The sequence below is a fragment of the Lysinibacillus sp. UBA5990 genome (genome assembly GCF_002429815.1).
Classification (GTDB): domain Bacteria; phylum Bacillota; class Bacilli; order Bacillales_A; family Planococcaceae; genus Lysinibacillus; species Lysinibacillus fusiformis.
Genome location: NZ_DJAY01000015.1, coordinates 683,855 through 696,532, shown reverse-complemented (window position 1 = coordinate 696,532; position 12,678 = coordinate 683,855). Strand labels below are relative to the sequence as shown.

Sequence of the window (12,678 nt, the reverse complement as noted above, 5' to 3'; positions counted from 1 at the left end):
TCTTCTTTCGTTAGTGTACCCGCTTCTGCTTGATCAAAAATGGCTTGCACCTTTACCTTTGAAATTTCATCAAAGTTCGTTGGTTTACTTACTTGACCTACTACATATTCACTTCTCTCACTCACTTGAGTTGGTATCTCTGCTGCAAATGCAGACCCCATCGTGGATAGTGCAAATACTGCACCTAAAGTAGTAGCAGCTAATCTCTTTTTCTTTTTCATGTTCTTATTCTCCTTTTAAGATGTATTTTGTCTTACAGCTTTTATAATAGAGGCATTATCTGTAGTTCATATGGAAATAGAGTGGAGAATTTCTAGAGATTTCCTGGAGATTATCTGGAGTTCCCTTCTTTCTTAATTGTTCACCTTCACCTCTACTGATAGAAATGGTTTTATATAGCAAAAAACGCAATGCCCTATAAGGGTATTGCGTTTTTATGATGTCATTTTATTTTTCTGAAAATCCCCTTCAGTCTACAGGGTATACTTTTGTTGTCGTACAATACTTAGTCTAGCAATTGTCATTCATAAATTTCGTCAATTCATTTATTGTTAGTGGTTTTGATATGTAATAGCCTTGTATTGAATCGTATTGGGCATCAGATAAGGTATTAAGATGCTCAACATTGTCTACACCTTCTATGATTACTTCTAAATCTAAGGCCTTGATAATATTTGTCAGCAGCTCCATTACCTTTTTATTTGATTTCCCACTAATAAACAACCTATCTAATTTCACTCCATTGAGGGGCAGTAAGGACATATATTGAAAGTTCGAGTTTCCAGAACCGAAAGCATCAATAAATATAATATGACCTCGATCACGTATAATTTTTAGATTTTCACTAGCTTCTATCCCCATTATAGTTTCCTCAGTTATTTCAAAAGCAATTCGGTTATTGTTAGTAATACCAATTTCATCTAGATGTTTGATTAACCAAGTAATATCTTTGATTAATGACGCTGATAAATTAATAGAAACATAAACGATTTCATTATATCTACTCAATAAATCAACAGCTTTTTTGATAATATTCTTAGTTAATTCTATTAAACTTTCTATATTTAAAATTGGAATACATATACCCGGAGAGATAGAACCCATCTCTTCCCACCGCCATCTACTTAGTGCTTCAAAGGATAATTGCCTATTATGGTGTAGTATCGGTTGGAAGACTATTTCAAACTCTTCAGTTACTAAACTTTTCTGTGAACTACACTCTTTTAGTTCATCGCTATTTGTGTTTTGCAAATAGACTTGTCTAACGTAATTTAACGCAGGAAGTTTTCTATCTTGGACATATAGATAGTGTATCTTTAAATATTCAATATTTGATAGTTCTTGACTAATTAAACGAGCTTGGGACTGAGCATGACAGACTAATAGATATTCCTTATCAAATACTCTATACCATTCCACTTTTGGTTGATACAAAGTTAGCTTTCTCATAACCACATCTATACATTTAGAAAGATCCAATTCATGCCAACTAATAATCGTAATGTATACTAATGCGAAAGATTTTTTATGTTCAATACTTTTTAATACAGATTTTCGATTTGATTCAAATAATGTAATACCGGTCTCCATCCTAATTCCTCCAATAGGTCGTTTCAACCTCCATCTTTTAACAAAAAATTACTATTATATTATTTTATAAAGCTAATCTGTAGTCTGTATGAATGTCGTGTGAAGTTTATGTGGAGTATCAATGGATACCATTTAGAACTCTATTAAAAAAGCTAACAAATTTACATGTTCATAAATTTGCTAGCCCAATACTCTTTTTACCATAAGAATATGTCTCTACTTTTATAAACCTTACCAAATATAATGATTCATTCTTTGGTTTTAAAGTTTGATACTAGATTTTGAAGCTCCTGAGACATCTCTGCTAAAGAACGAGAAGCAAATGTCATCTCAATCATAGTAGCGGACTGTTCTTCCGCTGCTGCAACAACCTGTTGGGTGTAACTCGATGACTGATCAGTAACATCTTGGGTTTTCAGTATTTCATTTACTAAGTTCTCTGTATTAGCATTAATTTCTTGAATTTCAGTAGAGACGGATGAAAGTTTATTGTTAATCATGTCTACATCAGCTGCTATTACATCAAATGTTTTCCCAGCGTTTGCAACATAACGTATCCCTGTTTCAACTACACTTTGTCCTTCATTGACAATTTGTACTGTATTTTGTGTATGAAGTTGAATTTCACCTATTAGAGTAGAAATATTGTTAGCTGCATTTCCCGATTCCTCTGCTAGTTTTCTAACTTCATCAGCTACAACAGCAAAACCTTTACCTTGCTCCCCTGCGCGCGCGGCTTCAATCGCTGCATTTAAAGCAAGTAAATTGGTTTGTGCTGCAATGCTAGTAATGACATTAATAATTTCACCAATCTCTTGTGATTTGCTTTCGAGCAATAGCATGGCTTCATTTGTCATTATGTTCTGTTTATTAATTTGATTCATTTGTTCAACGGACTGTGTAATCACTTCATTTCCAGAAAGAGAGACTTTAGAGGTTTCAATGGATAGGTCATTTAATTCTTTAATATTTTCCGTAATTGCTGTAAGACTCGATGATATCTCTGTAACAGAATGATTCGCTTCTTTCATTCCAAGCAGTTGCTTTTCTTGTCCTGTAGAAATTTGCTGAATAGCCTTCGTAATTTCATCTGAAGCCGTGCTTGTCTGTTCACTACTCGCAGTAAGTTGTTCAGATGTAGCCGCAACATGTTCGGCTGAGTTCGAAACGGTTTCAATCATTCCTCTTAAATTTGTAGTCATCGTATTTATTCCTGTTGCTAAAATACCTAACTCATCCTTATTTTTTACGTTTAAATACGTAAAGGTTAAATGTTGATTGGCGATCTTTTCAACTCTATCAGTAACCATTTGAACTGGAATGGCTAAATGTCTGGCAAATAAAAATATAACGATTCCACCTATTAAAATACTGATGCCAAGAGTAATGATAATCGTATATTGAATTAAATGAATGCCGTGATTAAATGATGTCATGAAGCTACTAGCGCTTACCACCCAACCCCAGTTCGGATCTAATGCAGAGTAGGCTATTTTATCCTCTTCTGCATCAGGGGCGTTGGGCATTGCTCTAGCGTAATATGTAAAATCCCCGCCATTTAGTGCTGCGTTTATCATATTTTGTACCATATACACCCCATGACTATCAACGCTTTCCCACGCATTTTCTCCTTCAGAGAATGGATGAGCGACCCTATCTCCATCCGCCCCGTAAATGGCAAAATAGCCGTCCTCACCTAAATCAACATTTGTCGTTATTTCACGAGTACCATCACTTCGTAAATCGCCAATTAAATTTTGTTTTACTTTTTCTTGAGCTTCTTCTAAAGTTATTTCACCAATTTGAACGGCATAATTCATTGAATCAATTAATTGAAGTGCCATTTCTACATTATTTTTTAGCATCCTCTCTCCCAAATCATCCAAGTGCTTGTTAGCAGAATTATAACTGCTAACGCCTATAATTAAACCTGGGATTAATAATAGGCTCAATGAAATAATAATTAACTTTGTTCTTATCTTCATTTTCAGTAGATCTCCTATCTAATATAAGACTCAATAAATCTAATTACTTTATTGAGTCATCTGTGTATGCTTCTGAGACGCCAATCTTCGTACCATTTATTTAATTTGAGGAAATGTAACTAAAAATCGAATGCCATTTTCAACATTATTAAAAGAATAATTTATTGAGAGTGATATAAATATTTGCTTGACGATATATAAGCCTAATCCACTCCCACCAGTGTTCCTATTTCTTGATTTTTCGAGTCTATAAAAAGGCTGAAATAATTGTTGTAGTTCCTCTGCTTTAATGTGTACACCGGTATTAACGACTTGGATTTGAATTTGATTTTCTTTTGAATCCTCCGTCAATTCTAAATAGACTGTTTCTCCTTGTGGTGAATACATAATTGCATTATGGATAATATTTTTAAATGCTTTTTCTAGTAAATCTTTATCTGAAAATACGTAAAGATTCGGGGGGATTTTATTTATAACAGTAATCTCCTTTTGAGATGCAAAAAAAACGAGGTCTTTCGTTATCGTCTCAATTAAATTTGAGAGATTTGTTTCTTTCATTTGTATTTTAAATATATTTTGTTCTAGTTTGGACATACTCAAAATTTCACGGACAAGTTGATCCATACCTTCTATAATTTTATGGTTTTTTTCTAAATAGAAGTCACGATTTTCATAAGGTCCAATATTATAAATCATCCCTTCTATATACCCTTTCATTACAGTGAGTGGAGTTTTTAACTCATGTGCAACTGTAGCAAAAAATTCCCTCCGTTTTGTTTCGATTTTTCTTTCTCTTTCAATATCATCTTTTAATTGTTCATTGGCTATTCGTAAATCATCCATTGTTTTTTGCAAATTATTCGACATCTCATTTAAACTATTAGATAGCTCCTCCAACTCATCATTAGAACGAACTACTATATTTTCTGAAAAATCAAGATTTGCCATCTTTTGTGCACGTTCATTTATATAGAGAAGTGGTTTTGTAATGAACCTTGAATATAAATAGGCACTGCCCAAACCAATACAAACAACAATGATACTTATATAAGGAAGAAAACGTACTAAAACCTGAGAGGCCTCATCGATGGGTTGAAATGTCGCGAATACGGTAACCATTAAATTACGTTCATTCAGAAATTGTATGGGCAATGAATGATTATAGGCATTAACAGTTTCTTCATTTTGTGATGTTTTTCCGGTAATAATGGATGATTGCGTATTTCCTTGAAAATTAAAAGAAGGCGAATAGATAATATTTCCGTTCTTTTCTTGTAGGTAAATGATTGCATTATTTTCTTTGGAGTACTCATCCAATAGCTCTTTCGCTTCTCTTACTGTTAAACTCTTAGATTTATCAATTATTTCTGCTATGCCGGATTGGAGCTGATTTGTTTTATATTGCTCGTAGAATGTTGGAAGGAAGAAGTATAAAGTTAAATAAATTAAGACCGCAAACGATAGCAATATAAGTGAAGTAATCATAAAGAGCTTATAGGTTATTTTTTTCATCTTCATGAAGTTTACAATCCTATTCATCGATTTTGTATCCGATACCCTTTACTGTTTTAATATAGGGTAAATTTAATTTTTTTCTTAAGTTTTTTATATGAGTATCAATCATCCGTGTTTCTCCCGAATAATCGTAGCCCCAAACTTTTTCTACTATGATCTCTCTAGTGAGCACTTTTTTTTCATTATGGAGTAATAGTTGTAAAATTTCGAATTCTTTTGTAGTTAAAGGTATTTCCTCCTTATTTACATAAGCTTTATACCCGTCACAGTCGACATTCAGTTCATTAAAATTTAAATGATTTCCCCAATTTTTATGATTGCTTCTTCTAAGAACCGCTTGTACTCGTCTGATCAGCACATGAAATGAAAACGGCTTAGTTATATAATCATCAATACCAAGATCAAAGCCTTTCATTTGATCTTGTTCTTCTTCTAGCGCAGTTAAAAATATTATGGGTATATTAGATTGGTTACGTAGCATTTTGGCCACTTCAAATCCATTGAGATTTGGCATCATGACATCAAGGAGAATTAAATCAAATGATTGTGTATTTAATCTTTTTATTCCCTCTACTCCATCAGATGCTACCTCAATCGTATAATTTTGTGTCATCAAAAACTGCTTAATTAATTCTTGAATTTCTAAATCGTCTTCTACTACTAAAATATTATAGTTCATTAAGATATCCCCCCTAGTTAGCCATTATAACCACGCAATCTGTAGTTTATGTGAAGATACCTACATTATTCCTAAAAAATTTTATATGAATCCTACGATCAAAGTCATACATCCATTTCATAAGAACAGGGTAACCTTCAGGTACAAAAACCCCCAAAGATCCATAGGTTAAATTTACAAATCTTTGGAGGTTTTATGCTATTTTTTATGATAATTATGAATGAAAATTAATATGGAGATGTAGAACCTTGTATACTTTCTTCTGAATGAGGTGTGGAGGGATCCCACTGCTCAGGCATTTGTCCACCCGATTTTGATGTGAACTCCTCCCATTGTTCTGGGGTCAGTTCACCTCTCGGATTTGGAGATTCCCAATCCCCCTGAGCCGGATTCATTTCATCTAAATACGAATTATAATCCTGATACATATTGCTTTCATTGTCACCTAAGTCACCATTGAAGGCCACTAAGTTAGTAAGCATTCCAATAGCGACACCTATAGAGACTAAGCCTAATGAGGTCACTATTTTTGTCCACATTTATACCACTCCCATTCTTTGATTAGCTAAGTTTACTTATTCAGATTTTCACAAACTAAATTGCGTTTTTTAAGGTAAATAATCTTATCAGATTGTTTGGCCACTTCCTGTGAATGCGTCACAACAATAATACATTTATTTTCTTGATGGGCTAATTCCTGAAATAGTTCAACGATTTCAGCCGAGGTTTTCTCATCTAAATTACCCGTCGGCTCATCCGCAATTAATAAATCCACATTACTAGATAATGCACGAGCAATAGCTACACGTTGTTGTTGACCACCACTAAGCTGTAAGACCTTTCTTTTTGCTTCTAATTCGGTCAAACCCACCATTTCTAATAATTCGAGAGCTCTTTTCTTTTTATCTTTTACTTTAACCCCTGTAATTTCCATAGCTGTTACTACATTTTGAAGGGCCGTCATGTACGTTATCAGATTATAGGATTGAAAAATAACCGATACAAATTTATTTCTATATTTATCTAAACCAATTTTCCTTATATCTTTCCCCTTATAGAGCACATGTCCTTCCTTCGGGTTATCTAACCCACTTGCCAAACTAAGTGCTGTAGTTTTTCCTGAGCCTGAAGGACCTAAAACGCTATAGAAACAGCCTTTCTCAAACGTAAAATTCACATTCTCCAGTAAAATATTCTTCCTGTTATTGCTTACATAATAATAATATAGGTTTTTAAATTGTAATATTGTGTCCATGTGGGACTCCTCCTACTCATCTTTTAATAGTATTTCTTTTGGATTTAAGCGAAGAATGGATAGTGCTGGAAGAAGCGTTGATAATATGGCAATTAACAGTCCTAATCCACCTAACTTCAACACATCTTGTGAAGTTATACTTACATCAATATCATCGATAGGCTCCACATCATTATCTTGCTTATTCATCGTGCCAAATGAGAATCCTAAATTATTAGATTCTTGTTGATTTTCTTGAGAGGCAATAACCTCTTGCTGTAATAAACTATCTCCCATTTTTTGAGACACTGTTTCACCTGTAATTGTAGAAATACCAAATGCTAGTACGGCTATACATAATACTTCGACTAATAGTTGGCCAATTAATTTTCTCTTTTTCTCACCGATTGCTAAGAGTATGCCTAATTCTTTACGTCGTTCTTTTATGGTTAACATAATAATGAGAGCTAAAATAATTGATCCTGTAATGGATACTAAATAGACCATCCATTTTGAAGTAGCAGCAATATTCTCAATAGGACCAACCATTTTCTGATATAAAGCATCATGTGCATCTAACTTGAACAAATCAAAATCAATATTGCTTTTCTTTGCGTCGGTTTTGAAATCTGTTATATTTTCTGGATCATTTAAGTAGTAGATTGCTTCATTAATGACTGAATTTTTTTCATCGCTTTCTTTCGTCGAGTCATAATTTGTGTATAGTTTGTTAGATGGATGCATCATAGCTGGTAAGTTTTCCTCGAAGTCAGTTATACCAGAGTTTTTATATACCCCTATTATTTCCAACTCTACTTCAGTTGTCCCTTCCATTGATTGGACCTTTATCATATCACCAACTTGAAGCTCGTTTTGTTCTGCTAATCGCTTTTCAACTAGCACTACTTTACTATTCTTATCCTCAGATGTAATTGAACGACCTTCCATTATTTCATGTGTTCCATCCGTAAATTCTTGTAATAATTCAGAACTTCTCACACCTTGAAGAAACGTATTAGGCATTTTCATATTTCCAGAGACACTACTACCGACTGCACCGCTTACCCCATCATCACCTTCAGCATCGTTAATAGGTGTGTAATCATCTGCTATAACCATGTCACTTTTAAGATAGTTATAGTCTATTACATATGGTGATTTAGCTAACTGATCTGCATCATCTGCAAAAAGCTCAGGGTGTTGTATTTTTCCGTTTGGATTTTCTTGTCGCTGCTTTGCGACGTTTTCCATAAGCTTTTCTTCATCCATTCGAAGACTTACGTCTACACCTAATGTTTGTCTAGCATGGTCATTCGCCTTCTGTGACACATTTTGTATGGCGAAACCAGCTAATACTAAATTGGAAACTACTAAAAATACTGTAAATAATATAATCGATTTCCCTTTCCTTGCCTTCACACTTAAAAATGCACGTTTGATAAAATTCATTTCCTTACCTCCTTGGTAGTTCCAATATATTTGACCTATCTGGAGTTAATATGGAGTGCGTGAAAACTTTATCTAGAGAAATTAGGGGGTTTATGTGAGTCATCCTCTTCCGTCATGGTAAATCCAGTGAACGTAAAAAGAAATGTAGCAGATGAAGGATGCACATAACATAATTCCAACATTGAAAAAGAGAATTAAGTTTAATTTTTAAAGTCTATAGGCAATACTAATCTAGTAGACTGAAAAACACCTTTACGTTGATTGATAATGGTTAAAAACCATTTATCGACGAAAGGTGTTTTCTATGTTAACTAACGCGAAACATTGTGATAAAGTTTAAGCTAAATTTTCATTATCTTTAAAGTAATTTTTCATTTTAACTGTATCAAAACGGCCTTCCCATTTCGCCATTACTAATGACGCTAATGAGTTACCAATTACGTTAACAACTGTACGTCCCATATCAAGGATACGGTCAATACCAGCGATAAATGCTAGACCTTCTAATGGAATGCCGACAGTACCTAAAGTGGCTAGAAGTACTACGAAAGATACCCCAGGAACCCCTGCAATCCCTTTCGATGTAACCATCAATACAAGCATTAACGTAATTTGTTCACCAATACTTAGGTGAATACCGTACATTTGCGCAATAAATAATGCTGCAATCGCTTGGTACAGCGTTGATCCGTCTAAGTTAAAGGAGTAACCAGTCGGGATAACAAAGGATACAATATCCTTCGGAGCCCCTAATTTCTCCATTTTCAACATAATTCGTGGCAACACAGCCTCTGAACTTGCAGTCGAGAATGCTAAAATGAGCTCATCTTTTAGTACTTTAATTAAAAATAATATATTGACACCTACGAATTTTGCAACTAGTGCAAGAATAACAAATATAAAGAATAGCATTGTAGCGTAAACAAGGATAGCCAGCTTAGCTAAAGGTATTAGAGAGGCGAATCCATATTTGGAAACGGTTACACCAATTAACCCAAATACCCCGAGTGGTGCAAATTTCATCACAAGGTTAGTTACCCAGAACATCGCATCTGCAACCCCTTGGAAGAAGTCTAAAACTGGTTTACCTCGATCGCCAATGGCCGCAACACCTAAACCAAAAATAACAGCAAAGAATATAATCGCAAGCATGTCGCCTTCACCCATTGACTGAATGATATTGGTCGGTACAATGCCTACAATAATATCAAACGGGCCTTCATGCTGTACTTCTTCTGTAGTTGACACGTATTTCGAAATATCTCCTTGAGAAAGCTCGTTCATGTTTAAACCTGCGCCAGGCTGGAAAATATTCGCGGAAAGTAATCCAACTACGATAGCTACTGTTGTAATAATTTCAAAATAAATAATGGATTTTCCGCCTAATCGCCCAAGCTGTTTCATGTCTCCAGTACCAGCAACACCTACGATTAACGTCGAAATAATAATCGGCACCACAATCATCTTAATTAAATGCAGGAAAATATCCCCTAATGGTTGTAAATAGGTTTCAATTTTAGGATTTCCATAAAAAATACCGCCAACAATAATCCCTAAAATCAAACCGATTAAAATTTGACTGGCTAAACTAATTTTAAATATCTTTTTCAATCCTTCGTACCTCCTCATATTATTTTTTTGGGGCTTGCCTAATAATAAGAGATACTTATAGAATCCGACAAAATCCTATGAAAAAACTTTTATTTTTTTAGAAAAGTCAGAATATAACACTTGTTCGCTTCTTACAATTAAATGCATTCTACCTTTATTTATCAGGCATTTACCGCAATTTGAAAACATTCCAAAACGCTACTAAGCCTTCAACTAATCAAATGCAAGCATGCTACCGTTATTACTTCCATTTGGCTACATTATCATTGACGAGTGTTGACAATTTGTCAACATCATTATACACTTCTGTTCAACAGTTATTTTTAATGAAGAAGGGAGAATCGAATATGACGGAAATGAAAGAAAATACGACTCTAGGTTTATTGTTGAAAGAGCTATTGAAAGAACGTTCATTATCTATGCGGAAGTTTAGTGAACTAACAGGAATCGATACGGCTACGATTTCACGGATTATCAATAATAAACGCAAAGCTACCCCACAACATTTAGAAAAATTCGCTGACTGCCTTGGTGTTCCTTTTATTCAGCTATTTGAAGCAGCGGGATATCCTATGGAACAAAGTCAAGAAGAGTCACAATCAGATATTCATACCTCTGTTGATGCCATACAAACCTTTCTTAAGGCATCAAATGTGTACGACAACCAGTTTTCAGTGCAGGATGTTGAAAAAAAATTAGACGATTATGGTCTATTTTCTCAAACGGAAGAAGGCAAACATACCATTCATACGAGTTTTAATGAAAAGATTCAAAAAGTAGGTAGTGTTGGTCCATTTATAAATAAGTTAAAAGAGTTATATGAAAAATTTACAACAGATAAAGGTACACTATTTGAATTAACAATAATAGGAAGCACATTATTATATTTTATTATTCCTGTAGATGTAATTCCGGATTATGTTTTTCCTATTGGTTATTTGGATGATGCAATAGCTGTACAACTTACCGGAAAATCTTTGTTGAAAAATAACGGATAGGTGGATTCATTAATTTATGGAAAGTAGTAAAACAAGCCGTAGATGGCTAAAAAATTCATGTTTCATATTCGCATTGATGATCATATTGGGGATTATTTATTGGTTTTATCAGTACAATAGTGGATTGGCCATGGCAGAAGACGACAGTAAAAATGAAGCTGAGGCTGAAGAAACTTTTGAGCCATTCCAAGGCGCAGACCTACAATTTGGGGAGATTAATGTCCTATTGATAGGTAGTGATACTAGAGGCGATGAAGGTAGATCTGATGCCTTAATGATTGGACACTATAATCAAACGACGAATCAAGTAAAAATCGTTTCCATTATGAGAGATACGTATGTGGATATCCCAGATTACGGAAAGAATAAAATAAACGCTGCGTTTGCTTTTGGAGGTCCAGAACTTGTTAGGAAGACCATTAAGCAAAACTTTGATATTGATGTAAATTACTATGCTATCGTTGATTTTGAAGGATTCCCTAAAATTGTAGATCTTTTAGCACCCAATGGGATTGATGTCGACATTCCTTATGAAATGTCATATGGCATTGGCATGACATTATTTCCGGGAGAACAAACTTTACATGGTGACCAGTTATTAGCATATGTACGATTCCGTCACGATCGTTTAAGTGATTTTGGACGAGTGGATCGTCAGCAGGAAATTATGACAAAGGTTAAAGATCAAATTAGCTTTCAAAGCTTCATGAATTTACCGAAAATATTAGGTGTGGCAGAGGCATACATCGATACAAATGTTGACAAAAAAACAATTCTTGCGATTGGGAAAGGTTTAATGGATGGGCACTCTAATGGGGTAAATACTTTACGGATTCCAGTTGCCAGTTCTTTTGAAAACAGACATGTAAATGTAGGCGCAGTACTAGATATTGATTTGGAAAAGAATAAAAGTGAATTAGAAAAATTTTTATCCACTGAGGATGATGTACAAATGTCTAAACTAGAAGGAGTTTCCTCTTAAAGAAAATATGACGATAGATTATCAATTTTTTAAACTACTCAACCAATTTGCTGGACAATACCCTATTTTAGATCAACTTGTCCTCTTATTTTCAAAATATGGCCCTATCCTATTTGGATTAATTTTGATATGGCTATGGTTTTCAAACTCTCAAAATCAGCTTGAAAATAGAAAAATAGTAGTATACGCTGTAACGATTGCTATTCTTACACTTGGTATCGATAAAATGATTGAAATGGTGTATTTTCGACCACGTCCATTCGTCAATCATAGCGTAATATTGTTACTTGAAAAATCAAATCTAGACCCATCCTTTCCAAGTAATCATGCGGCAGGTGCATTTGCCTTAGCGTTTGCTTTGTTTTGGAAACGAAGAAAAATTGGAGCTGTACTCATCTTGATGGCCAGCATCATGGCATTTTCGAGAATTTTTATCGGTGTACACTACCCGCTAGATGTGTTAGCAGGTGCTTGTATTGGATTAGGGGTAACTTACATAGTGATGTGGCTCATTCGCCTTTTTGAAGAATCCAAAAATCACAGGAAAATGTATGTGAAATAATAATGCTCTTCCAATCAAAAAAGTTCGCTCTTTATGCGAACTTTTTTGCGTTTCAATCCGTTATGCATGAAGC

The 12,678-nt window shown here is 34.3% G+C and carries 11 protein-coding genes and 1 pseudogene; 3 read left to right on the top strand and 9 right to left on the bottom strand.

Features of this window, described 5'->3' with window-relative positions; all coding sequences use genetic code 11:
* The 9 genes and pseudogenes from B3D94_RS15855 to B3D94_RS15815 form a co-directional block, all read right to left on the bottom strand.
* Nucleotides 1-221: pseudogene (locus B3D94_RS15855) on the bottom strand (hypothetical protein); the annotation flags it as partial.
* A 289-nt stretch (nucleotides 222-510) separates the two neighbouring features.
* A complete protein-coding gene (locus B3D94_RS15850; protein ID WP_291758289.1) occupies nucleotides 511-1,590 on the bottom strand; it encodes an EAL domain-containing protein in 1,080 nt (359 codons plus the stop codon).
* A gap of 248 nt (nucleotides 1,591-1,838) precedes the next feature.
* Nucleotides 1,839-3,575, bottom strand: coding sequence for a methyl-accepting chemotaxis protein (locus B3D94_RS15845; protein WP_069480805.1), 1,737 nt, complete (start codon nucleotides 3,573-3,575; stop codon nucleotides 1,839-1,841).
* Nucleotides 3,576-3,671: 96 nt separating this feature from the next.
* Nucleotides 3,672-5,114, bottom strand: a complete 1,443-nt coding sequence (locus tag B3D94_RS15840; protein WP_069480804.1) for a sensor histidine kinase — start codon at nucleotides 5,112-5,114, stop codon at nucleotides 3,672-3,674.
* On the bottom strand, nucleotides 5,107-5,769 hold the full coding sequence (locus tag B3D94_RS15835) for a response regulator transcription factor (protein WP_008176378.1): 663 nt from the start codon (nucleotides 5,767-5,769) through the stop codon (nucleotides 5,107-5,109). The genes B3D94_RS15840 and B3D94_RS15835 overlap by 8 nt, the downstream gene beginning before the upstream one ends.
* 227 nt (nucleotides 5,770-5,996) lie before the next feature.
* Nucleotides 5,997-6,308, bottom strand: coding sequence for a hypothetical protein (locus tag B3D94_RS15830; RefSeq protein WP_069480803.1), 312 nt, complete (start codon nucleotides 6,306-6,308; stop codon nucleotides 5,997-5,999).
* A 32-nt stretch (nucleotides 6,309-6,340) separates the two neighbouring features.
* Nucleotides 6,341-7,024 (bottom strand): ABC transporter ATP-binding protein, encoded by a 684-nt coding sequence (locus tag B3D94_RS15825; RefSeq protein WP_291758285.1) that lies wholly within the window; start codon nucleotides 7,022-7,024, stop codon nucleotides 6,341-6,343.
* Between the two features lie 12 nt (nucleotides 7,025-7,036).
* Complete coding sequence (locus tag B3D94_RS15820) at nucleotides 7,037-8,452, bottom strand: ABC transporter permease (RefSeq protein ID WP_291758283.1); 1,416 nt, start codon at nucleotides 8,450-8,452, stop codon at nucleotides 7,037-7,039.
* Between the two features lie 336 nt (nucleotides 8,453-8,788).
* Nucleotides 8,789-10,063 (bottom strand): cation:dicarboxylate symporter family transporter, encoded by a 1,275-nt coding sequence (locus B3D94_RS15815; protein ID WP_083244635.1) that lies wholly within the window; start codon nucleotides 10,061-10,063, stop codon nucleotides 8,789-8,791.
* A 347-nt stretch (nucleotides 10,064-10,410) separates the two neighbouring features.
* On the opposite strand from B3D94_RS15815, the gene B3D94_RS15810 reads away from it, so the two are divergent.
* From B3D94_RS15810 to B3D94_RS15800, 3 genes are read left to right on the top strand one after another with little or no spacing between them, the layout of a single operon-like run.
* A complete protein-coding gene (locus B3D94_RS15810; protein ID WP_291758280.1) occupies nucleotides 10,411-11,061 on the top strand; it encodes a helix-turn-helix domain-containing protein in 651 nt (216 codons plus the stop codon).
* Nucleotides 11,062-11,077: 16 nt separating this feature from the next.
* Nucleotides 11,078-12,043: an LCP family protein gene (locus tag B3D94_RS15805; protein WP_291758278.1), complete on the top strand. Its 966-nt coding sequence runs from the start codon at nucleotides 11,078-11,080 to the stop codon at nucleotides 12,041-12,043.
* Nucleotides 12,044-12,050: 7 nt separating this feature from the next.
* Nucleotides 12,051-12,605, top strand: a complete 555-nt coding sequence (locus tag B3D94_RS15800) for a phosphatase PAP2 family protein (RefSeq protein ID WP_291758276.1) — start codon at nucleotides 12,051-12,053, stop codon at nucleotides 12,603-12,605.
* Nucleotides 12,606-12,678 lie beyond the last annotated feature (73 nt).